This is a genomic window from Aurantiacibacter luteus, assembly GCF_001010945.1.
Lineage (GTDB): Bacteria > Pseudomonadota > Alphaproteobacteria > Sphingomonadales > Sphingomonadaceae > Alteraurantiacibacter > Alteraurantiacibacter luteus.
The window spans coordinates 1-22,205 of sequence record NZ_LBHB01000004.1 but is presented as its reverse complement, the minus strand read 5'-3'; the positions used below and the strand labels follow the sequence as shown (position 1 = coordinate 22,205).

Below are 22,205 nucleotides of genomic sequence, written 5' to 3'. Positions count from 1 at the left end.
AATTACCGCGCGGTCATGCCCCATCGCCGCCGCTCGTGCGTTAGGTGGCGCGAAGGGAGCGCATCATGCGAAGAACACTGGCGATTGTGCTGCTGCTGGGGGGCTGCGCCACGGCGCAGGTCGACGCGCCGAGGGCGGCGGGCGATGCGCCCACCGGAGCGACGCTTTCGCGCGCGGGCCATGCGACCATCGGCGAGGTGCCGCCTTCCCCCTTCCCCGCCGACCCGCCGCCGATGCCGACCCAGCTCGATGTCATGGCGCGGCAGACCTCGCTCGGCACGCCCGAAGAACGCGCGCGGGCGTGGGAAAACGCCGGCAGCACGCCGGCCCTGCGCGCGGCGATGGAGGAGGTCATGCCCCGCCTCGAGGCCGAGCCGACCTATGTCCAGTCGCGCATCGCGGGCGAGCCGGGGGCCAAGGTGCTGGAGGTGTTCTTCACCCGCGATGCGGAGGCGACGCTGGCGCGTTACACCTCCGACCCGCTGGTCGTGGCACGGACCGGGGGGCGCACGCAGGCCGAGCTGGAGCCGGTCATGCGGCTCTGGTGGGACCGGCTGGAAGCGGCGGGCAGGCCGGCGGGCGGCGGCTCGCTCGACACCATCGGCGGCGCGGTGGAGATCAACACCGGCATCACCCGCGCCGAATTCAACGCGCTCGCCGCGCGCAATGGCTGGCCCGACCCGTTAGGCGAGCCGGTGCGCTTCACCTTTGCCGCCGAGCAGGCCCGGGCCTTTGCCGATCCGTCGCTCGCCCGGCTCGTCCGCAGCTTTGCGCGCGAGAGCATGGAGCCCGGCATCCAGCTGACAGGCGGCTTTAGCGGCCGCGTGGTGCTGGAGGACGGCTGCTTCGTGCTGGACGGCGGGCGTGGAAGCGAGCGCACTCTCGTCATGTTCGGCCGCGATGCGCAGCTAGCACAGGACGAGGAAGGTTACCTCATCGTGCGCCGCGCCAACGCCCGCGAGCCCGACGAGGCGGCGGGCTATCGCATCGGCGAGGCGGGCTTCTGGGGCGGGCCCAACGGGTTCGACGAGAACGATGCCGAGGTCCGCGCGCTGCGCGCCGCCTGCGGCCCCGGAGAGATCATGAACGTGCGCTACCCCGGCTCGGAACGGCTGTTCGCCCTGCCCTATCCGCTATGGGTGTTCGACTACGCCTATTCGCGGGGACTTACCTACGATGCCGCGTGGGACGAGGTGATGGCCTGTTACAAGCGGCAGGAACGGCGCGGGCGCACGGGGTTCGAGGCGCGCGATGCCTGCATCACGCAATACAACGGGTGGGACTACGTGGGCGAAGAGATGCCGCCGCCGCCGCCGGGCCGCTAAGCGGAAGGCCTCACGCCTTTTCCAGCGTGCACTGGAGCGGGTGCTGGTTCTCGCGGGCGAAATCCATCACCTGGTTCACCTTGGTCTCGGCAACCTCGTAGGGGAAGATGCCGCACACGCCCACGCCGCGCTGGTGGACGTGCAGCATCACCCGCGTCGCCTCCTCCAGATCCATGCGGAAGAAGCGCTTGAGGACGAGCACGACGAATTCCATCGGCGTGTAGTCGTCGTTCAGCATCAGCACCTTGTACTGGCTCGGCTTCTTGGATTTCGCTCGGGTCTTGGTGGCGACGCCGAGCTGCTCGCGCCCGCCGCCCCCCACGCCCTCATCCTCGTCGTCTTCGGCGGCGACGATGGCGGCCCGGTCGCGGGCTGAGGGATGGCGGATATCGAGCATGGCGAAGGGCGAATATCGTATCCCGATGGCGCGCTGCAAGGGGTGCGGCGCAGATTCGGCGTTATCGCCGGGCGGGTTAACGCGGGCGCAAAACGAAACAGGCCGGACAGCGCGGAGCTGTCCGGCCCGTCAGGCCGCCGGGAGAGGAGAGGTAGCGGCCCTTTTCGTGCGGAAGGCGCTTAGGCGACCTTCGACATCTTCTCGGCGGCGAGCGTCACGCGGCCCGAGATCGGGGCGGCGACATCGTTCGCCAGCTTCAGCGCGGCATCGGTGTTCTTGGTACCGACGGCGACCATGGCATCGAAGTTGCGACGCATGATCTTGCCCTGCAACTGGAACAGCTCGGTCGGGCTCTTGACGGCAGCCATTTCCTTGAGGTCGGCGGTCATGGTCTCGTAGGCGCTCTTGGCCTCGTCGGCGTAGGTCCTGCCCATCGCCTGCATACCTTCGGCCATCGTCTTGCCGCTCTCGATCATGGCCTCGACATTGCCCTTGGCAAAGTCGGTCATCTCGGTCATGCCGGCGGTCGCCTTCTCGTAGGCGGCCTGGGCACGGGTCTGCATTTCGGTCACGGCGCCCGACAGGGTGTCGGTCATCGCGCCACCGAAGGCATTGGTGTAGTCGTTGGTGAACTCGGGGGTCTTGCTGGCCATGATGGTTTCCTTGAGCTTCTTAATAGTGGGAGACGGAGTGGACTGGGCGATCGGCGCCTTGGCCACGCGAGGCTTGGGGGCGCTCTTCACGGGTGCGGTCTTGGCTGCGGCGGCCTTCCTGGCAGTAGGCTTACGGGCAGCCGCCTTGCGCGCGACCGGCTTCTTGGCCTTGGTCTTCGCCTTCGGGGCAATCGGCTTGGCGACGGGAGCCTTCGGGGCTTCGGCCTTTACAGCCTCTGCCTTCGGCGCCTCGACCTTGGCCTCATCCGCCTTGGCGGCGTCGGCCTTCAGCGATTCGACCAGCGGCTTCGCCTTGGCAGGCTTGGCGGCGGACGCTTCGGCGTAGGCCTTTTCGGCCTTGGTTTCGGCATTGTCTGCCATAAGGACCTCACACTCGCGAAGGTGACCCAATGCCACCTTTTGCTGCAATGCAATATAGAGTTGTGCAGGTGCGAAGTCAAGGGTTATTGTGCAGTGCACAATAATCGAATTAGTGACGATCTTTCAGCGTCTTAGCGCATCGCCACGTAGCGCCCCGGTGCGTTCTCGAAGACCTTGTCGCCCTTTGCTCCGGGCTTGCGCTTGCCGCTCGCCTTGACCTTCTTTGGCGCCTGCGCGGCGATCCATTCGATCCAGTCCGGCCACCAGCTTCCCGGGTGCTCGGTCGCGCCATCGATGAATTCGTCCAGCGAGGAAAAATCGCCGTCGTTGGTCCAGTACTGGTACTTGCCCGCATCGGGCGGATTGACCACGCCCGCGATGTGGCCGCTGCCCGCCAGCACGAACCGGTTGGGCCCGCCGAAGTGGTCGAGCAGTTTGAACACGCTCGCGGCCGGGGCGATGTGATCCTCGCGCCCCGCCTGAATGTAGGTCGGCGTTTCCACCAGCTTCAGGTCGATCGGCGTGCCGTCGGCGCTCAGCGCATCGGGCTCGACCAGCAGGTTGTCGCGATAGAGATCGCGCAGGTATGCGCCGTGCCACTCGGCGGGCAGGTTGGTCACATCGCCGTTCCAGTACAGCAGGTCGAAAGCCGGATAGTCCTCGCCCAGCAGGTAGTGGTTGACCACGTAGTTCCAGATGAGGTCGCCGCCGCGCAACAGGTTGAATGTCGCCGCGAGGTAGCGCCCGTCGAGGTAGCCGCCCTTCGAAGCCTGCCGCACCATCTCCAGCTTCTGGTCGTCGACGAAGCGCGAGAGGTCGCCCGCGTGTTCGAAATCCACCTGCGCGGTGAAAAAGGTCGCGCTCGCCACCTTGTCCGCCTCGTCTCGCCTGGCGAGCACCGCCAGCGTGCCCGCCAGCGTGGTGCCCGCCACGCAGTAGCCGATCGTGTGGACCGCGGGCACGGCGAGCCGTTCGCGCACCACGTTGATCGCCTCCATCTGCGCGCGGAAATAATCGTCCCAGCCGATATGCGCGAGGCTTTCGTCCGCGCTCTTCCAGCTCGTCATCACCACGGTCAGCCCTTGGTCCACGGCCCAGCGCACGAAGCTCTTCTTCGGGTTCAGGTCGAGGATGTAGAAACGGTTGATCCACGGCGGGAAGATCAGCAGCGGGATCTCGAACACCTCCCTGGTGGTGGGGGCGTACTGGATCAGCTGGAACAGCTCGGTCTCGTAGATCACCTTGCCCGGTGTCGCCGCCACGTTCTCGCCCAGCACAAAGGCGCTGGTGTCGGTATGGGTCAGCTGCCCGCGCTCGAGATCGCCGGTCAGCCGCTCCAGTCCCTTCACCAGGTTCTCGCCGCCCGTCTCCATCGTGCGTTCGAGCACGACCGGGTTGATCAGCGGAAAGTTCGCCGGGCTCATCGCATCGAGCACGTTCTGCGTGGCGAATCTCAGGTCGGCGCGCTCGCGCTCGGTAAGGCCCGCGGCGGCATCGACGCCTTCGTTCAAGCGCTCGGCGAACAGCAGGTAGGTCTGGTGAATCAGGGCGAACACCGGCTGCTCGCGCCATGCCGGATCGGCGAAGCGGCGGTCGCGGCGGGGAAGCTGCGGGTCGGCCTCGCTCTCGCCCGAATATTGCGCGATCACGTCTTGCCAAAGCTGGAAGCCCTCGGCCCACAGTTGCGCCTGCGCGGCGGGGTCGGCCAGTGGCATGGACGCGGTCCATGTCCGCATCGCCTCCATCCACGCGGACGGATCGGCCATCATCGGCGCACTGGCATCGGCGGGCGGAGCGGCGAGCTTCATCCAGTTCGCCTGGAACGCCTGAATGGTCTCGCTCATGGCAGCGAGCGGATTTGTCGCCGCGTTCGGCGCGAACGATGCCATCATCGCCTCGGCGCTCTCGCTCTGGATGCGGAGCATACGGGTGAAGAGGTCGGCGGCGTCGCGTGCGGGATCGTCGGAGGGCTTGTCGGTGTCTTTTTCGGCCATGCACCGTCTCTTAAGCGCAACGTGTGCCAAGCGAAAGCGCGGTGAGCGCCAAGAGAATTGCGCGAGGGCCCACCTTGGCCCTATCACGCCTCTCCCGCCCGTCCGCGCAAAGAAGGAACCGATGGACACCGATTTCTACCGCATCAAGCGCCTGCCGCCCTACGTCATCGCCGAAGTCAACGCGATGCGAGCGGCCGCGCGGGCGGAAGGGCGCGATATCATCGACCTCGGCATGGGCAACCCCGACCAGCCCCCGCCGCAGCACGTGATCGACAAGTTGTGCGAGGTGGCGGCCAAGCCCGACGCGCACGGCTATTCGCAGTCCAAGGGCATCCCGGGCCTGCGGAAGGCGCAGGCGAACTACTACGCCCGCCGCTTCGGCGTCGACCTCGACCCGGAGCGCGAGGTGGTGGTGACACTGGGCAGCAAGGAAGGTCTCGCCAGCCTCGCCAGCGCCATCACCGCGCCCGGCGACACCATCCTCGCGCCCAACCCCAGCTACCCGATCCACACTTTCGGCTTCATCATCGCGGGTGCCAGCATCCGCAGCGTGCCGACCACTCCGGACGAGAATTACTGGCGCGCACTCGACAATGCCGTCGCCTTCACCGTGCCGCGCCCGACGGTGCTGGTGGTCAACTTCCCCAGCAATCCGACCGCGGAGACGGTCGACCTGGCCTTCTACGAACGGCTGGTGGACTGGGCACGCTTCCACAAGATCTGGGTGCTGTCGGACCTCGCCTATTCAGAGCTCTACTACGACGGCAAGCCGACCCCCTCGATCCTGCAGGTGCCGGGCGCGAAGGAGGTGGCGATCGAGTTCACCAGCCTGTCCAAGACCTACGGCATGGCCGGCTGGCGCATCGGTTTCGCGGTCGGCAACACCACGCTGATCGCCGCGCTGACGCGGGTGAAGAGCTACATCGACTACGGCGCCTTTACGCCCATCCAGGCTGCAGCCTGCGCCGCGCTCAACGGACCGCAGGACTGCGTCGAGCAGACGCGGCAGATGTATCACCGCCGCCGTGACGTGATGATCGATGCCTTCGGCCGCGCCGGGTGGGATATCCCCGCCCCGCCCGCATCCATGTTCGCCTGGGCCCCGCTGCCGCCGGCGCTGAAGGAAATGGGCAGCATGGAGTTCGCCAAGCAGCTGCTCACCCACGCGCAGGTCGCGGTGGCACCGGGCGTGGGCTACGGCGAGGACGGCGAGGGCTATGTGCGCATCGGCCTGGTCGAAAACGAGCAGCGCCTGCGACAGGCCGCGCGCAACGTGAAGCGCTACCTCCAGAGCATGGGGGTCAACGCCTCGGCGGCGTGATGTTCGGAGCGGCATGGATCGGTGGGCGAGCTCGCTAAAATACAGACACAATCAAAGTATTTAAGTCCGGGAAAAGCGGCGCTTCAGCAGCCATTTTCTGGCGCGGAAGATTCGTACAGCCTTCTCAGGTCTACGGAAAGGATGTCGGATCCATCTCGGTTAAGTAGCCGCAGCAGGAGTCACCTTGCATAAACGATTGGCGAGGCGAAAACCAAAGCTCTCGTCGCGCCATCAAACCCTCTGAGAAGTCGATATTTCCCCGGTCTACCGGTCGAATATCAGCGCTTCGAAACGGTCGAACACGGTTTCGTGCAGCGGCTGCTCGAAGGCAATGCCCGCGCGCCCGTCCTCCTTCCAGACTAGTTCGGCTGGCTGGGCGGAAAGACCGGGAAGCGTGACAAGAACCCGCTCGCCCACCTCGGCGGTCCAGCCTCGTGATTCAACCATGGCGCCGCCGATCGAGATATCGAGCACCTCGAGGTCGGCGGACGATCCGCGGCGCGAGCGGCACTTGATGCGCAGTTCCCGTGGTTCGGCGGTATGCATGCCGGCTTTCCTAGCGGTTGAAATGCAAACATGTGCTTACCGCCCAGCTACAGCTCGGCGACATTCCAGCCGCAATCGAAGGGCATTGCGCACCAGCGCAAGGCACGCTAGGTGGCGCGCCTTCGCGAGGCCCGATGGCGGAGTGGTTACGCAGAGGACTGCAAATCCTTGCACGCCGGTTCGATTCCGGCTCGGGCCTCCACCGGGATGCCGCTTTAGCTCAGTTGGTAGAGCACATCATTCGTAATGATGGGGTCACAGGTTCGAGTCCTGTAAGCGGCACCACCACTTCCAGCAGATTTAAATTAGACTAGAGCGGAAAGGCCGTTCGGAGGGTTGCGCTTTTGGGTCCTGCTTGGGAGGCTTCTAGACAGCCACTTAACCTCATAACCTGTCAAACGACCGCAAATGGGCCGTTAGTAGATAGTCTGCTTTCGGCATTCGGATTATTGAAGCTCCTGACAGAAATAAGTCTTCCGTCGTCCCGATAGCAAATCGCCGTAGTCGATTCGAGCGCGGTCAGCACGGTGCTGCCAGTCAATCCGCAACTCGTCTCCGATTGACGTCGCTTCCCGTTCCCCGCTTTCAACTCAGGCTATGAGGTTCTGCTACCTGGCCAGTGTGGCCGAGCGGCAGGTTTTGCAAGTCTGTCTGTGGATCAGGTGGCGCTCGAGGTTGAAATGACTGTGAACGTTGGCGTGCATCGAAGCGAACTTCTGTAAGCTATTCATCCGTCGAAACCTCAACATCGCCCGCTCTCGTCATCGGAACGGCAGGGGGCTGTTCTCGACTCGGTTGTTGGCCCAGCGTCTCACCTCCTGCTTCTCAGCGTTGCCTAGCTCGGTCATCGCCGCCCTGTTCGAGCACAGGCCATCGGTCGTGATCTCCGCCGGTGAACCGTGGCTCTTCAGAGCCCTCTTAATGAACCGGAGGGCCGCCTTCTTGTCGCGGGTTTTTGTGACGTAGCTCCCAACGACCTCACCCTGCTCATCCACCGCTCGCCACAGGTATTGGATGTCGCCGTTGATCTTCACGTAGACCTCGTCAAGGTGTCTTTTCCAATTCCGGAAGCCTTTCATCCAATTAACCCGTTACCGTCAAATATCGGCTGCGAACATCGGTTCGCACGCGTTCCACTACTGGCGCACGGTCTCGTCACTGATGTCGATCCCTCGTCCGAACAGCAGGTCTCCTACGTACCGAAGAGACAGCGGGAAGTGGATATACATCATCACCGCCAGGCAGGTCACATCAGATGACGAGTCGAAGTGCGGAACGGGCTGACTGGTTTGCGAGGTCCTGACATCAGGCCGCGGTCCGCCTGTTCAGATCGGTCGGCCAGCGGGCGCATTTAATCGGCCTGGATCGACCGCATTGCTACCCCCTCGCTGCCAGCTGCTCCAAGGGGAGTATGCGGAATATGTCGGGGCCACAACCTTGGACCGGAGAAAGCCGTTGATCGCCAAAGATTCTCGCGACCTCTCCGGATGGGTCAATAGCATACTCGACCTGATAAGCGTTAAGATAGGCTTCTTGCATTGCGGAATCAGAAGCACCGCGGACGAAGTTTGAGGGAAGAAAAGCTGTGCGTACGTCATAAAGCGCTGTTAGTCTGGCACCTTGGGTGGCGTCAGCCGCCACTAATGGCGAATGATCGGGATCGATGCCCAGGCACGAGGCAAGTTGACTCTCTAGTGGCAAATCGATTTGGGCTTTAGAGATTCTTCCGGGTGCGGCAAACAATGCAATTGCGGCGCCTACAATTGAGGCAATAAGTGCAAGCGTGTTTCCGAACTTTGGAAAGTAATTATTAGTCCAGATACCTACCAAAATCAGAAATACGACAAATGCGAATCCAAAAGAAAAGTATCGTGAATCGAAATACCCTGTAAGTAGATAGCTCGGTATTGCAGAAGCTATCGCGAGGCCAACACCAATGAAAGGTAAGGTGCGGCGACGATAAAGATCTGCGAAGTAGAAGCGGCGCCAAGGCGAGGAAAAAAGGAAAATCACCAATAGAGTCGCAAAAACCGCTAGCCCAATCTGCCCGGGAGACTTTGCAACTGCGACAAGCAGATCAGGTATACGTCCGAGTGTAGTCTCGATCGCGAAGGCCGGGTTATCCGTAATGGTCGGACCCTGCGCGGGCGGAAAATCCGTGACATCTGCCTTCGGATCTAGCGCGCTGGCCACCCAACTGTTGTCGGACACAAATGGTACAGCAAAGTGAATAAGAGAATATACGACCCAAGGCGAAATGCCCGCTGCATAGGTGGTTCCAAACGCCAGTAAATCGCGCGCTTTGGGCTTGAGCATTAGTATGAAAGGAAGAAGAACGATAACCCACAGTGCGCCGTCGAATCGGGTCATGAACATAGCCGCTAGAGTAGCTCCCAGTGCAGCAAATCTACCAATTGTGGGGGCGCTTTCCTCCACGATCATAAGCCTCAAAGATGTCAGGCCAAGTAGCACGAAAAGCGGAATAGACCGTCCAGCCACAATCTCAGAAAAAAAGCCGAAATGAAATAAGAGGATTATGGCCATGAGAACGCCTGGGCCGTGCACTTTGAATGCTGATTTCGAAATCGAATCTGCCACGATTGCGATTAAAATCAGAATGACCAAATTGAGCGCTATTGCAGTATCCGGACCCAAATTAATGAGGGTATTCGCCACAAAAATAAGAAAGGGCCATAGTGGAGGAAAGGCGGCGCTGTATTCATTAGTCCAGAAAGAGCGCAGGTGCTCGATCCGGTAAAAGTCTTTTCCAATCGTTTGTGAAAGTTCAAAATACGCCCAGCTATCTGGTGAGAACGCGCCTGCGCCCCAGTTGCCTGCAGCAGCGACCGCGCACATTGCGATCAACACTACCCAAGCGATGATCGACGAGTTCTGCCATCGTTTGAAAGGCATTGGACTTTTCAGAAATAAAATCATATCGCAACGCCTGATCAAAAGAATTACTTGCCTGCATTTTATGCTAAAACTTGACAACCTTTCAAGTCAAGCCGATTTAATTCCCATTTGCTTTGTCAACATTTATTATTAAATTTCGACGCACGCGGGAAAATCTTTTAATAAGACACTACGAGTTTTGAGGTGCATATCTTCCAATAGCTGCACCAAAAGTCTGCCAAAATAGTGAAATTTTTGAGGAAAATCCCGAAATCTTGGTCGGAACTGCGGCATTATTTGGGTAACTTCTTCGCACCGGTATATTGGTTACATTCATACCGATCTGGCCCGCTCTTACGGTGAGGAAGAACAAAAGTTCGTAGCGCTGGAATACGTCCCGGAAGGGTTGCACGCGCGGGTCACGCAGATAGCGCGCAGAATAGGCCCTGAACCCGTTGGTTGTGTCTGTGAACCAGTGCCGACCAGCGAGGCTCAGCAGCGGCGCGTGGATAAGGCGATTGGCGATCGTACGCTCGAGCGGGGTATTTTCAGCCGCACCGCCGGGTAGGTAGCGCGAGCCCTGTACATAGTCGTAGCCCGCCTGAAGCTTCGCAACCATGTCGGCCACCGCCTCAATCCCGTCCTTGCCGTTGCCATCGATGGTAACGATCCCTCCATAGCCCTCTCGGAGGCACCAAGCGTATGCCATGCGTAGCTGCGCGCTCAGCTTGCCTGGGCCAGTCTTTGTAAGCACTGCTCGGACGCCTATGCGAGACACGAATTCGATGTCCAGCGATCCGTCGGTTGAGCCGCCGTCAGCCACAACGACGTCGATCGGCAAGCACGCGTCGCTTATCCGCTCAAGTTGGCTACGAATGCGCTCCCCCTCGTTGATGACCGGGATTACCAATACGTAGTCGACGCTGCGAGGCGCAAAAACGGCGGCCTCAAACGTAGGCAACTCCCAAACATCAGCATCTTCGGAAACATCACATTCTCGGCTCATCGAACGGCTTTCTTGGTGTTGTCGTCGAGTCGAAAAACGAACCGCTTGCTGGTTGCATAGTTGACGAAAAACGACACTCCAGCTCCCGCCAGCAGTACGGGCAGGGCATGCTTATTACTCACTAGCGCGGCCAGCGTCGCGACCGTTACCACCCGAGCACTCAACGTCACCATCAGTGACGCAGCGTAGCGCAGCGCTCGCCCGCGTGATAGCCGCCTAGCCCCTTTCCGGAAGGTCCAGAGTTCATGCGCAGCGTAGTTCATCGTAGCCGCTATCGCGAAGCCGGCAACCGCCGCCAGCCACAGCGGCGTGCCAAGTAGACGCGCAGCACACCACGCCACCGCGAGATCCAACGTTAGCCCAATTGAAGCCACTACGAAAAAGCGTGCCGCTTCAATCATCTGGCCCCACCTAAAAGCACCCGCTCATTTGCCCTGACGAACTCAGGGCCGGTCTGTCGAATGAGGTCAAACAGGTCGTAAATGTTGTCGATCTTGCCGCCAAGGATTGAGATTACGCGACTGCCTGCTGGCTGCTGCCGATAAAGGATTGGCCGCCCGTCGTCGCGTTCGTTGCGCGCCAGCACCGTTTTAACGTCGTAGAGAGACCGGCGCGGCACCGCCTCCGCCAAGCACGGTAGATAACGCTGCCCGTCGCGGATCATATGCTGCACCATGCTTTCGGGGGTCGCGGCCGCTAGCCGTCCATAGGCAGAACCAACCCCCTTCCCATCAGTCCAACTGTCATGTGGAGTGTAGCGAACATGGGTCAGCGAATGAAGACCGCTGGCTGGGTAGGGCATGCAGGAAAAGAACGGTCCGTCCATCACGGTTACGCCGAGCCCAGCTAGCTCCTCAGGTGGCTCAACCAACGCAATCTCCGCCAACTCGTGCTTCAATCCAGCCTGCGGCAGACCGGCGCGATTTAGCACGTCGTTGATCTGGGCGTAGGTAATGTTAAAGGCATAGCGCGCCGCTATTTCGGAACCGTCAGAAAAAGTGGCGTGGATGCCCTCCAAGCCATCCTGCAGGGCTACGAGCGCCGTTTGCATGCGAACCTCTACGCCAGCGCTATCAAGCCGTGTAGCCAAATTCTGGCGCAAGACCGAATAATCGAAGGCCGCCTCGGAACATGCGAATACGCCCTCAATCATGTTAGGATTGAACAACGCGATCTGGGGCGCCGTCGCCGGGCGGATCGGCGCACCCATGTCACGGAACATCCGGAAAAACCGTTTCGCCGATACCTTTGAACGACTTCGTGCGATTGCGTAGACCATTTGAAAATCATCGACCACCGCTTCAGAAAAATCGGCCATGAATCGTTTATGCAGAAGGGTCGACCTCACCGCCGTTAGCGCCGAACGCGGGTAGTGGAAACCAGTATGCACCCGTGCCTGGTTCACCTTCGAGGCGCGACCTAATAGCGTGTCGCCAGCCTCCACAAGCAGCACATGGTCTGAAATCGAGCTTAGGTAAAGCGCCAGGCAGCAGCCGTAGAAGCCACCGCCGATGATAAGGTAGTCGACCTTCGCGGTCATCGCGGCGCCCGTTCAGGAGCCACGTCGCTTTCTCGCTCAAGATCGACATTCAAATCCGCGGCGACCTGGCCAAACAGATCGATGCGATTTATCTCAGAGGCAGAGCCTTCGAAGCTGTCGCGCCCGGAGCGAGCCAAAAGCTGCTGAAGGCCCAGACTCATCCCCATGATCGAGACGCCTAGGAACAAGGCGGTCAGGCTCAACATCGCGGATAGTGTCAGCCAACCAGGGGCGAGGTTCTTCACCACGATCCAAGCCCCTACCACGTAGAACGCATAGAAAAAGCCAATGACCGTTAGCAACGCCGACGCCAGCGTCACCGCCATCAACACAATGGGCGCGACATAGACGAAAAGCTTCTGCAGCAGCGCCAGGCGCCTCCCCTGCTGGCCGACTTGGCGCGGAGCTGGCATATCGAGGGCTGCAGAGAAAGCCAGCGGAAGTCGAATGTCCCGCGGCGGGAAACGCAAGGCGAGGTCTGGGTCAGGATGAACCAACAGTTGATTCAAAAGTGTGCGCGGCACTGCCATTGTCTGCAAGTCGCTCAAGCCGACCTTAAAGCCGGCGACGCGCCCCATCGCTACGAGCGGGCCGGAAAGTGTGCGTTCGACCAAACTTGCAGCGCGTGCCGCAAGGACCATACGCTGTTCGTCCGCAGCCTGCACGATCATCGCGATCGGGTCGAGATAAGCCAGCTCAGGGGCATTCGCCACCATGACGACGTCACCAATGGCCTCATCCGCGGCGATCACCCGGCGATGGTAGAAGGGCGTGCCATCGCGCACCGTGAACAGGCGGAGATTTGTGACCCGTGGGAGCAGCGCGAGCAGAGCGTTCTTCCGCGACTCTTCAACCACAACTATGATTTCTCTGAAACGGAAATGCGCATCAAGTTGCTGGGCTAGCGCCGCAATGCAATCGAAGGTGTCAGCGTCGATATGCGGGTCGCCGAAGCAAACCGATACTAATACGTCCTCGCGACGGACGGCGACCGAGGAATAATCCGACGCTCGGTGCGAAAATTCAGGCTGTAGCGCAGTCATGCAGCCACAGCATCGGCTAGTGCTGCGAGACGCCCGCGCAATACCTCGAGCCCGCCCTCAGGGCGCTTCATTTCGATCGACACGGCGCGACGGTAGCCGGCTAGTCGCAGAGCCGAAACCACCGGGGTAAGGTCAGTAGCGTCGTCTGGAGCAGGAGCCAAATAAGGCTCGCTAACATGGACATGGGTAAGTTGCGGCGTTAGCGCTCCCACCCGGGCGGGTAGCGCATCGAAGTCCCCGTTCAGATGCATCGCGCCAAGGTCGAGGATAAGCGTCACTGCCGGGTGATCGACCTGAGCTACGAATGCCTCGGTTTCCTCCAGCGTGGTCAGAAAGTTGGCCCCGTAAACAACCGGGATTGTTTCAATTGAAATCACGGTCCCTGCAGCGGCCGCAAGATCGCCGATATGGTGGAAGATCGTGATGGCTTGAGCCCGCGCTTCCCGCTCGGACATACCCTCGGGAATGCGCCGCTGATAGGGCGAGCCGAAAACCAAATTGGGGATGCTGAAGCGTCCGGCGAGCGTGATGGCCCGCGTCATGCCTCGTGTGAAAGCAGCTCGGGCAACCGCATCTCCAAAAAGCGCGGCTCCTTGCACGCCAAACAACAGTGATTGCATCGATACCAGTGACAGCCCGCGCGAGGCAATCTCATCAAGCGCGACGCGGGCGGTTGCCGCATCCGGAAGGAAGGGGTCCTCCGCCGCGTCGAAGAGCAGCCCCGGAGCAATCTCCAGACCTTGCAGACCCGCCTCCGCCATCAGGTCATAGGCAGCAAGTCGCTCTTCCGGTGCCCAGGCGATGTTGGAGGCCGACAATATCATGCCGCTGCCCGATGCCTGGCGAAAAATACGTCAAGTTTGTTCATTACGGTGTCGCGATCCTCCAGATAAGGGCCCTCACGATCCCAAAGGGCGGCATAGCAGGTTCGCATGTCCTCTCCGTGGAGCTTTGCATTGGTTTTTGGCATCGGCACACCTAGCAAGCGAGCATGGATATCGGCGGCACGCAGCGGCGCAACGGCCAAGTGCAGACGACTCAGACCTGCCCCAAGAGCAGTCTCGATATCGCTCCAGAGCCGCGACATGCTATAAAATTGATAAGTGGTGTCGGCATTGTGGAACTGTGTCGCTGCCATCCCGACCGAACGAACCGCTACGTCCAATTTTTGCCTGCGCTGGTCGGCGTCAAGCGCGGTGCGGTCGAGCCTCAGCAATCCTGTCGCTGCGTCCGGTGAATAAAGGGTGGCGAGCACGGCACGCAGTTCCGGCTGCAGCCGCTCCAGTAAGAGTTCGAGCCTGACCTCGGTTAGCAGGCTTGGCACCGGGTTTAACAGATCGAAGATGAAGTTCTTACGCAACCCTGGCCCAAATAGCGCGGGCAGCCGTACCACGAGGCAGCTTTCGAAATGGTCCTCGCAAAACGCCTCTAGCATCCGACGGTGACGGCCATAGGCCAGCACCTCCTCAAATGCTTGGGTGCTTTCATCGCAACCGCCAGAAAAATCCGCGAGCACGGCAATCGACGAGATTAGCACAAAACGCCGAGCTTCGACGTCGCGCAGATGCTCTATCAAAATTTCAATCGCGTCGAGGTCGCGCTTGGGCGCGAGATTGGCCTCCACCATCGAACCTGGAGCCGCAGCGCAAACTACAGTGTCGAACCTCTTCTGACGAATCTCCTCGACGTTCCGTGAGTTAAATTTGGCCGGAAAGACGTGCTGGCCAGAGAGGATCGCGCCAACGAAGCCCGAGTGACCAATGAGTGCGTCAGACAGAGCGGGCAATATATTTTGAAAATTATCGGGTTCTATCGGCATGTCCGTCTCGTTAGAATTAGTCAGCTGATCGAACAAGCACTCATCCCCCTCGGCGCGCTGCGCCTTAAAAAATGAAGCCTCGGGTTAGATTGTGCGCGGGGCGCGCTATCTTTGGTAGCTTCATCCACCTGCGTCGGTGCTAGCTAGCAACTGACGAGGTCGTTTCCATTGCAAGAGCGCGGGACCCAGCGGAACCTCTGGCACCAAATCGCATAAGTCACGCTGCCTTGGCGACGAAGGGTTTCGCTCCAGGCGACGGTCCAGATACGCGGTATCTCACCCCAAAGGGTGCGGATTGATGGCGCGAACCTGTCCCGACGGGTGAGCCGATTGAAAAATCGAGAAACGCCCCAGCCCTTCGAGACGCGGCTTTGCCCGTGCTGCCCGTTTTCCGACCAGCACGATACTTTGCAGTCTAGGCAGCAGAGCGATCAGCCTCTCAAGGTCGTCAACGCCAGCCTTTAGCTTAGAAGCAGTGACCTTGATGGTGCCGTTCCAGCCCGGGATCACGTTCCACAACACCGACTGCCGGCGGTCCACTCCGCCCTCGCGATACAAACGATACGAAGCCTCCGCGGTGGAGTCGTCGTTGTCCCGGCTTATGAAACCCGATCCCTCCCTGAACCCCCTGCCCTTCGCAACTGTCATCGGCCCAGGCTTCTCAAGCACGAACAGTATCGAGGCCTCCGCGCCGCCGTCCGCCGGCTCGAAGAACGGGTACTCGTTGTAATCTCTCGCTCTGAGTGAGTGCACAAATTCGGTCAGTGGCGCGATGTGAGGCTGATCGAGTGCGGCCCTGCGTCCAGTTTCAACTGCAGGGTCTCGCATGGCGCGGGGTTGGTCGGGCAGCGGAGGCATCATCCAATAGTAAGCGAAAGCGGCAGAAAGTGCACCAAGTGAGAACGCGGGAAACCGAGCATCTTATATGAGGAAAGGCAAACTTGCCGCCCCTCCACCAACCAAGCCCTCGGATCACCTCCGGGGGCTTTGTTTATGCTCGGAAGGAAATGCAAAATGCGCAAGCTAAAAGCTCGTCTCGCGAAGGTGAGGTCATGAATACGTTTTACCTAACCATACCGCTCGCCACCTTCGGTCTCGGCTACTGGGCGGCGCCGAAGGAACAGCTGGCACTTGAAGTGCAGGAGACGCCTTCTTTCGGGTCACGGAAGACGAGGTCCTGCGCGCCAACGTCGAGAGCCTGAAAGCCGAAGGTTTGCTGGTGGTGTGGTCGTATCAGGGCACCGCCACAGTGCGAGCGCAGGACACCGACTGGTGGGTTCTCGTGAGCGAGCAACGCCTCATCGTCCCCGCCAGCATCGACTACCGGCTCAACCTCACGCTTGCCGATGTCGCGTACAACGAGGCGGCGAAGCTGGTGACGATCACATTGCCGAGACTGAGATTGTCGGACATGGCATTTCATCCCGAACAGGCGACGACCATCAACGGCGGGGAGCTGACCTTTAGCGACAACAAGGTCCAGGCATTCAACCGGAGGGCATACCGCACAGCCAGACGGGCAATCACCGCGCAGACTCAGCAAAGACTGATGGTCGATCAAGCGAAGGCAAGCGCACGGGACCGTGTCCAAAGCCTATTCGAGATACCCCTGCGCATAGCGGGGCATCCCGACGTTAGGGTGGTCGCCACTTTCGACTGACGACAATACAAAGCACATTAACGAAGCGCTCGGGGTGAAATCCTCGGGCGCTTTTCTCGTATGGAGAACACGCATGATCACCATCACCACGTGGCCCGAGCTGAGGGCCGCCATCGATTGCCACGAGGTCAGAGCGATCCTGTCCGCCCACCTGTCGAGACTGGAAGAGTTCGACGACCAGCCGCTCGCGGAGCTTTGCGAGTTTGTAATCCTAGAACCTGCCGATCGCTTCGCCGATCTTCAAGCCAAGCTGGGGCGATCACTCGACCCACCGCCCTAGGAGTACGTCGACCGATCGGGCGGCTGGTACGAACTCGTGCTGATCACAGGCGACGATGGCTTCGGCTACGTCGTCCTTGTTGAATCCCGGCCGGACACTGACCCCGCCATCCTGGAGCACTGCCGTCACCTGACTGCCTAACACACCACCACAACTAAACCGACGAGCGTCTAGGCATTCCGCCTCGGGCGCATTTTTTTATACTTGAAGGAAACGAAGATAATCACGATCTACAACGAACTCGACGCCCGGCAACTGATGGACCCGGAGCTGCAGCGGCTGGTGCGAAAGCACCTCGACTTGGCAAAGAAGAATGGGCTGGAAGACCTGACGGTGATTGCCGTCATCGAACCGGTCGACAGCGATTGTTGCCGAGCTTGGCTTTTCACCCTTGCAAAATCCGTTGACCGAGAAGCGGATCGGCGATCTCGGCTTCATACCCGCTTGGGATTGGATGGCAATTGATCACCACTGCATCGAACTGAATTTTGCGGTTGCCAACGCTGGTTTCGCACACATCATCGTGGCAAATAAGCTGAGCGGGCCCAAGTGGTTCGTAAGCAGCATAGCCTCGGATCCCGGCGTTGCAGGAACCTGAAATCCTGACGGGGCAGCAGGATTGACATATCACGAGAGAGGTCCCATCTCGGTCACCCGGTCAAGATACCGTGATGTTAAAACTTACCGTTTCGACTTTTTGAACCGCACGGCGTGCGAAAAACAGTTCAACCGTCCTGAGGGACGAAAAGTTAGAAATGGATTCCCATGAAAAGTACGAGTAATCCGCCCTTGGGCGATGCTGAGCGCTATTGGAACTCGCTCGGATTTAATCCTCACATCGATGACGAAACCGGCAAGCTTGTGGGGATTGTTCCTGTGGGTCTTGTCGCGTTTTGCGCGACCGGTAAACAACAGGTTGGCGCGCAGTGGGAGCTCTTAAAAGAGATTGGCATCCCTCCAGAAATAACGTTTGAGCTGGAGCCTGAAAGGAGGACTGCGCTCTACCGATTAGACGACGAGCAAAGCCTCGATGAGGTTCTTAACCACTTCAAGGCAGCAGGTGAGATTATGACAGGAGGCGACAAGGTCCGGTTGCCGACAAGCCACGAACTGGTGATAACGGATCTACCAAAGAGCCAAGACGAACTTTCAATCTCTTTGCCACCACCAGCAGAAAGCGATTGAGGTGATCAGCCCCAGCAAATTGGCGAAAGCACTCTTTTGGACCAGTTCAGCTTGCGAGATGCCGATTTAGGCTAAGAGGTTTTTTGCATGCCGCTTCTTGGACACGTCGTCCTCTCTGGCCAAGCCACAGTGGTCTATGCACCCCCAAACAGAGGCAAGACCCTGCTCATGCTCCATCTGGTGGGTGAAGCTGTAAGCGAAGGGACGCTAAATCACTCTCGAACATATGTAATCAACGCCGACGACAGTCTCGAGGGCGTTCATTCTAAGCGAGCGCTGTTGGCCGAGCGGAAGGTCCACATGCTCGTTCCAGGGAAGATGAACTTCGATAGCGGCAGGCTCGTAAACATTATGCGGCGGATGATCGCTCTCGATCAATGTCGAGACGTTATGATCGTTGTCGACACCTTAAAGAAGTTCGCTAATCTCATGGATAAGCGGAACGCTTCGGGCTTCGGCAACTTGGTTCGCCAATTTGCCCTAGCCGGTGGCACCTTCTTTGCCCTTGCCCATACCCGCAAGCACGAGGGCGCCGATGGTAACCTCGTCTATACTGGCACCACCGACATCGTCGAGGATTTCGACGCTGCTTGCATGTTGGTTCCGCTGGCAGAACGAGGAGCGAACGGCGAAAAATTGGTGCGATTCCAATTCCTCAAGCGGCGGGGTGCTAACAACGAGCAAACCTTTGCCTTCGACGATCAGCCGGACCTTTCATACGAGGACCGACTGTCTTCCGTAAGGTTACTCCACGCCGCCGAATTGCGAGACCAGGTGACCTACGAGCAGTATCGGCAAGATGGTCCGATCATCGAGGCAATCAGATCTACTGTTCGGCGGGGTACTGCAAAGAAGATGACACTCGTCAAACATGTCAGCGAGAAGGTGGGCGCCAGTCGCCAAACCGTCATCGAAGTATTCGACCGTTATACGGGTCGCGATCCGAAGGTCCATCAGTGGCACTTTGAGGTGAAGGAAAGGGGCGCAAAGGTCATTTTCCTTCACAACAAGCCCGATGAAATCGAGGACGTCGACGACTAGAACCCGGGTCAGGTTTTCAGACTCCTGCCTCCCCCCCCCCGGCGGCGAGAGTGGGAGGGGCGGTCTAGGCTCCTCCCCTCAACCCCCCCGACCATAGACCGCGCTCATTTGCGCCAACTAGGATCGCCGTCAGCGGCGGTCCCGCTACCCACCCCCCACGAGCGCACGGATGCCGACCAGCCGTTCCTCGCCGTCCTCGCGCATTATGCTGTCCACACGCCGCTCGAAGCGGAGGAGGACGACCTGCGTCATTTCCGTCAGCGCCTGCGCGGCATTAATCTGCCCGAAGGCCCGGAAACCGTGGAGCGCGACGGTCAGACCAAGCTGGTGCAGGACAACCCCACCTACGCCGGCATGGTTGCGAGCATGGACCGCAGTCTCGGTAATCTGCGCGCCGCGCTCGAGCGGATGGGTATCGCCGACAACACGATCATCATCTTTACCTCCGACCATGGTGGGCTGTCGAACAGTGGCGCGGGTCGCGGGCGCGAGCTGGCGACCTCCAACCTGCCGCTTCGCGCGGGCAAAGGTCACCTCTACGAAGGCGGCATCCGCGTGCCGATGATAGCCTACTGGCCCGGCCACACCGCTCCCGGCAGCCAGGTCAATGCACTGGTCAACGGTACGGATCACTTCGCCACGCTGCTCGAGTTGGCCGGGGCGGGCCAATACGCCGGGGCCGTGGATTCGCTCAGCTATGTTCCGGCCATGCGCGGCGAGGCCTTTGCCCCGCAGCGGCCGATCTACTAGTACAGCTCGCACCCGCGCCCAAGCCAGACGGGCGACACCGCCGGGCTTGCCCTGCGCGACGGCACTGGAAGTTCATCCGCCGCTTTGACCCGCAAGAGGCCGACGAACTGTTCAACCTGGCCGCCGATCCTTACGAGACGACCAATCTCGCCGAACGGGAGCTCCAACGTGCCAGCGCCATGCGCGCGCATCGAGGCTTGGATGACCGAGATCGACGCGGTGGCCGCGCAGTTCCAGCGGGGCAACCGGCCCGAGCGTGGAGAACGGGACCGGGATCGCAGGCGTGATCGAAATGACGGAAGGCAACGCAACCGCGATCGGAGCCAATAGCAGCCGATAAAAATTCCAATGGCGGAGCGTGCAATTGATATGCCTTCGAATGCAAAGGTCCATCGACCATACGTTTGACGCCTGCCAGATTTTCATTACGAACGCCAAAGCGCCTTTCTCATGGGTGATCGCGAGAGATTGTCCAATGATCTGAGTGCCCATCTTTATCGTCTATGGGGCACCACTTCTGACCGAAGATGGGAACACTCCTCTCCAATCTGGGGAGCTTGTTTGCCAACCTGCGCTCCAGCACTGATTACGCAACGCAAATCTACATGCCCTGATCGCTCACCGGCACTTCGGAGACGAATATGCGGAGGCATGCCGAGCGGTGTGTGCTGGTCACCGGCAAAATCGAGATCGCAATCGATTTTGCGAAACTTCCAACCCTTCGTTTGAACAACGTGTCGGGTTCACGCTGAAGCTGCTGGCGCAGTGCTTTGACGACCATGTCGGATCGGTAGAACAACGTCTTCGCGGCGATGTGGGGATCGCGCACAGACAAGCTCTCGGATGAATTTCCTACGTGAAGAAGACCGGCACGACTGTGGGGCTGGCTTTGCACTGCAGGATCGTGCGCGCCGTGTCGATATGGAACGATTTAAAGTGTTCTCTCGACAGCAAAACTTTCCATAGTTACTGATGCGTTAACCAATCCGCAGACGGTTAGCGATTCGCACCTGTCGCGTTGGTTCGGTCGTAAGATGGCCGGCTTTGGGGGGAACAGATGCGTCTGCTTTTCGGATTGATGATCGGCGCGTTTATTGCGTCACCTGCCGCTGCGGACGAGATCGAGAACGCGCGCACCGTACAGATTGCTGTGGACGGCACGATTAGCCAGCGCTGCGCTATGGGCAATGTTCCCAATATCGATTTCGGCGAACTCAACCGGGGCGGCCAGACAATGCGTGCGCGGGTTGCGCTGGATTGCAACGTGCCGTTCACGATGAAGATTTCCGGGTCGACCGGGGCGCTGACGCATACGTCCATGCCATTGGGGCAAGGCCCTTATTCCGGTGCGCTGCCTTACGCTTTGGGGATCGCCATGGCAGTTCGCCATCCTTCTCTCGAAACGGTCAACCGAGTCTTCGATAGTCGCTCGCTGCGAGGCGGAGGCTCGTTTTCCAGCAACGGCGGTATCGCAACCGATGGCATGACCCTGTCCATCGAACTTGGCACGCCATCGGGAGAGGCGGGACTGCTCGCCGGTCACTATGCAGAGACGATAACCATCACGGTTTCGCCGATGTAGCGCACGTTTACTCGTTCTGGCGCCGAAGGCCGTGGATGCTGTCAGCATCGCGCTAGCCGTCCCGCCCGCCCGGTTGGCACCGTTGCCAGGCGCAAATGTTCACGCGGTGCACCATTAACCGATCGCGAGCGCCCTCGGCGGCGCCGGCGACATAGGCAAGGACGGAATTTATGAAGTTAGTCTTGAGGGTCGCTTTGGCCACCACGGCAATCGTTTCGACGGGGGGTATCGCCCACGCGCAAACGCACAGCATCGTCAATCCGGTGAACGAAAGCGTCACCATTCCGGTCACCACGACCACCACCACGCAGGTCCAGGGATGGTATCGCGGAAGTGCCAATTCGAATTCGGGTTCCCTGACGCCCTGCGCGCCCAACAGCGGTCAAGGTTGCTCTTTCCGCACTGTGAACGTGGAAACGACCACTACGACGGACGTCGTGCAGACCTCGTTCACGATCTCCGGTTCGGCGGCCGACAACACGGAAGCTGCCACGCCGACCGTGACCAATAGCTTCACGCTGACCGGCACCGTGAGCCGCGACTGCTCGTTCTACGCCGGCAACACGGCTGCCGCGCGCACGATCGACTTCGGCACCATCGGCGTTCGCACCGGCAACAACGAAAACGTGAACGCCGCGTTCGAGATGGCCGGTCCGGCCAATGCCACCGTCCAGACGCTGACCGCGGGCTGCAACACCAACAATGCCGTCGAAGTCGCCAAGAATGACATCCGCGGCATGGTTAACGCCAATCCGGGTGGCTACGACACCGACGAGTTCCAGGCGAA

At 60.0% G+C, this 22,205-nt stretch carries 23 protein-coding genes, 2 tRNA genes and 2 pseudogenes; 12 read left to right on the top strand and 15 right to left on the bottom strand.

Annotated features, from left to right (window positions below; translation table 11 throughout):
• Positions 1-65 precede the first annotated feature (65 nt).
• Positions 66-1,325 carry a hypothetical protein gene (locus AAW00_RS12875; RefSeq protein WP_156170077.1) on the top strand — a complete coding sequence of 420 codons (1,260 nt, stop codon included), beginning with the start codon at positions 66-68 and terminating at the stop codon, positions 1,323-1,325.
• Between the two features lie 10 nt (positions 1,326-1,335).
• Here the strand turns inward: AAW00_RS12875 and clpS are convergent, their stop codons facing one another.
• The 3 genes from clpS to AAW00_RS12860 form a co-directional block, all read right to left on the bottom strand.
• Positions 1,336-1,722 carry an ATP-dependent Clp protease adapter ClpS gene (gene clpS / locus AAW00_RS12870; protein WP_047004858.1) on the bottom strand — a complete coding sequence of 129 codons (387 nt, stop codon included), beginning with the start codon at positions 1,720-1,722 and terminating at the stop codon, positions 1,336-1,338.
• A 179-nt stretch (positions 1,723-1,901) separates the two neighbouring features.
• Positions 1,902-2,756, bottom strand: a complete 855-nt coding sequence (locus tag AAW00_RS12865; protein ID WP_047004857.1) for a phasin family protein — start codon at positions 2,754-2,756, stop codon at positions 1,902-1,904.
• 131 nt (positions 2,757-2,887) lie between these two features.
• Positions 2,888-4,750, bottom strand: coding sequence for a PHA/PHB synthase family protein (locus AAW00_RS12860; RefSeq protein WP_047004856.1), 1,863 nt, complete (start codon positions 4,748-4,750; stop codon positions 2,888-2,890).
• 121 nt (positions 4,751-4,871) lie between these two features.
• On the opposite strand from AAW00_RS12860, the gene AAW00_RS12855 reads away from it, so the two are divergent.
• Positions 4,872-6,071, top strand: a complete 1,200-nt coding sequence (locus AAW00_RS12855; protein ID WP_047004855.1) for an LL-diaminopimelate aminotransferase — start codon at positions 4,872-4,874, stop codon at positions 6,069-6,071.
• A gap of 264 nt (positions 6,072-6,335) precedes the next feature.
• On the opposite strand, the gene AAW00_RS12850 is transcribed toward AAW00_RS12855, so the two are convergent.
• The gene (locus tag AAW00_RS12850; protein WP_047004854.1) at positions 6,336-6,617 is read right to left on the bottom strand and encodes a PilZ domain-containing protein; all 282 of its coding nucleotides are present in this window, start codon (positions 6,615-6,617) and stop codon (positions 6,336-6,338) included.
• 128 nt (positions 6,618-6,745) lie between these two features.
• Between AAW00_RS12850 and AAW00_RS12845 the strand changes: the two genes are divergently transcribed.
• Positions 6,746-6,819, top strand: a tRNA-Cys gene (locus tag AAW00_RS12845).
• Positions 6,820-6,826: 7 nt separating this feature from the next.
• Positions 6,827-6,902: transfer RNA gene (locus AAW00_RS12840), tRNA-Thr, on the top strand.
• A 323-nt stretch (positions 6,903-7,225) separates the two neighbouring features.
• On the opposite strand, the pseudogene AAW00_RS15545 reads toward AAW00_RS12840, so the two are convergent.
• The 9 genes and pseudogenes from AAW00_RS15545 to AAW00_RS12800 form a co-directional block, all read right to left on the bottom strand.
• Positions 7,226-7,867 (bottom strand): annotated as a pseudogene (locus AAW00_RS15545) (IS6 family transposase).
• Positions 7,868-7,994: 127 nt separating this feature from the next.
• Positions 7,995-9,554, bottom strand: a complete 1,560-nt coding sequence (locus AAW00_RS15075) for a hypothetical protein (protein WP_156170076.1) — start codon at positions 9,552-9,554, stop codon at positions 7,995-7,997.
• Positions 9,555-9,702: 148 nt separating this feature from the next.
• Positions 9,703-10,518, bottom strand: coding sequence for a glycosyltransferase family 2 protein (locus AAW00_RS12830; protein ID WP_047004853.1), 816 nt, complete (start codon positions 10,516-10,518; stop codon positions 9,703-9,705).
• Positions 10,515-10,919: a GtrA family protein gene (locus tag AAW00_RS12825; RefSeq protein WP_047004852.1), complete on the bottom strand. Its 405-nt coding sequence runs from the start codon at positions 10,917-10,919 to the stop codon at positions 10,515-10,517. Before AAW00_RS12825 ends, AAW00_RS12830 begins: the two co-directional genes overlap by 4 nt.
• Positions 10,916-12,058 (bottom strand): FAD-dependent oxidoreductase, encoded by a 1,143-nt coding sequence (locus tag AAW00_RS12820; RefSeq protein WP_047004851.1) that lies wholly within the window; start codon positions 12,056-12,058, stop codon positions 10,916-10,918. Before AAW00_RS12820 ends, AAW00_RS12825 begins: the two co-directional genes overlap by 4 nt.
• Positions 12,055-13,101, bottom strand: coding sequence for a hypothetical protein (locus AAW00_RS12815; protein ID WP_047004850.1), 1,047 nt, complete (start codon positions 13,099-13,101; stop codon positions 12,055-12,057). Before AAW00_RS12815 ends, AAW00_RS12820 begins: the two co-directional genes overlap by 4 nt.
• The gene (locus AAW00_RS12810; protein ID WP_047004849.1) at positions 13,098-13,925 is read right to left on the bottom strand and encodes a sugar phosphate isomerase/epimerase family protein; all 828 of its coding nucleotides are present in this window, start codon (positions 13,923-13,925) and stop codon (positions 13,098-13,100) included. The genes AAW00_RS12815 and AAW00_RS12810 overlap by 4 nt, the downstream gene beginning before the upstream one ends.
• Positions 13,922-14,956, bottom strand: a complete 1,035-nt coding sequence (locus AAW00_RS12805) for an NAD-dependent epimerase/dehydratase family protein (RefSeq protein ID WP_241461739.1) — start codon at positions 14,954-14,956, stop codon at positions 13,922-13,924. Before AAW00_RS12805 ends, AAW00_RS12810 begins: the two co-directional genes overlap by 4 nt.
• Before the next feature lie 240 nt (positions 14,957-15,196).
• Positions 15,197-15,781 carry a uracil-DNA glycosylase gene (locus tag AAW00_RS12800; RefSeq protein ID WP_052761946.1) on the bottom strand — a complete coding sequence of 195 codons (585 nt, stop codon included), beginning with the start codon at positions 15,779-15,781 and terminating at the stop codon, positions 15,197-15,199.
• Positions 15,782-16,097: 316 nt separating this feature from the next.
• On the opposite strand from AAW00_RS12800, the gene AAW00_RS12795 reads away from it, so the two are divergent.
• The 6 genes from AAW00_RS12795 (at position 16,098) to AAW00_RS14700 (ending at position 19,836) form a co-directional block, all read left to right on the top strand.
• Positions 16,098-16,580 carry a DUF4230 domain-containing protein gene (locus AAW00_RS12795; RefSeq protein ID WP_082125079.1) on the top strand — a complete coding sequence of 161 codons (483 nt, stop codon included), beginning with the start codon at positions 16,098-16,100 and terminating at the stop codon, positions 16,578-16,580.
• A 73-nt stretch (positions 16,581-16,653) separates the two neighbouring features.
• Positions 16,654-16,860, top strand: a complete 207-nt coding sequence (locus AAW00_RS12790) for a hypothetical protein (protein WP_047004847.1) — start codon at positions 16,654-16,656, stop codon at positions 16,858-16,860.
• Positions 16,861-17,064: 204 nt separating this feature from the next.
• On the top strand, positions 17,065-17,325 hold the full coding sequence (locus tag AAW00_RS15070) for a hypothetical protein (protein WP_156170075.1): 261 nt from the start codon (positions 17,065-17,067) through the stop codon (positions 17,323-17,325).
• A gap of 300 nt (positions 17,326-17,625) precedes the next feature.
• Positions 17,626-18,045: a hypothetical protein gene (locus AAW00_RS15065; RefSeq protein WP_156170074.1), complete on the top strand. Its 420-nt coding sequence runs from the start codon at positions 17,626-17,628 to the stop codon at positions 18,043-18,045.
• A gap of 87 nt (positions 18,046-18,132) precedes the next feature.
• The gene (locus AAW00_RS12780) at positions 18,133-19,086 is read left to right on the top strand and encodes an AAA family ATPase (protein ID WP_052761945.1); all 954 of its coding nucleotides are present in this window, start codon (positions 18,133-18,135) and stop codon (positions 19,084-19,086) included.
• A gap of 108 nt (positions 19,087-19,194) precedes the next feature.
• Positions 19,195-19,836 carry a sulfatase-like hydrolase/transferase gene (locus AAW00_RS14700; RefSeq protein ID WP_162199433.1) on the top strand — a complete coding sequence of 214 codons (642 nt, stop codon included), beginning with the start codon at positions 19,195-19,197 and terminating at the stop codon, positions 19,834-19,836.
• Between the two features lie 111 nt (positions 19,837-19,947).
• Here the strand turns inward: AAW00_RS14700 and AAW00_RS15060 are convergent, their stop codons facing one another.
• Positions 19,948-20,328, bottom strand: coding sequence for a hypothetical protein (locus AAW00_RS15060; RefSeq protein ID WP_156170073.1), 381 nt, complete (start codon positions 20,326-20,328; stop codon positions 19,948-19,950).
• A gap of 109 nt (positions 20,329-20,437) precedes the next feature.
• The gene (locus AAW00_RS12765; protein ID WP_047004844.1) at positions 20,438-20,665 is read right to left on the bottom strand and encodes a hypothetical protein; all 228 of its coding nucleotides are present in this window, start codon (positions 20,663-20,665) and stop codon (positions 20,438-20,440) included.
• Positions 20,666-20,893: 228 nt separating this feature from the next.
• Between AAW00_RS12765 and AAW00_RS12760 the strand changes: the two genes are divergently transcribed.
• Positions 20,894-21,418 carry a hypothetical protein gene (locus AAW00_RS12760; protein WP_047004843.1) on the top strand — a complete coding sequence of 175 codons (525 nt, stop codon included), beginning with the start codon at positions 20,894-20,896 and terminating at the stop codon, positions 21,416-21,418.
• A gap of 170 nt (positions 21,419-21,588) precedes the next feature.
• Positions 21,589-22,205 (top strand): annotated as a pseudogene (locus AAW00_RS14350) (hypothetical protein); the annotation flags it as partial.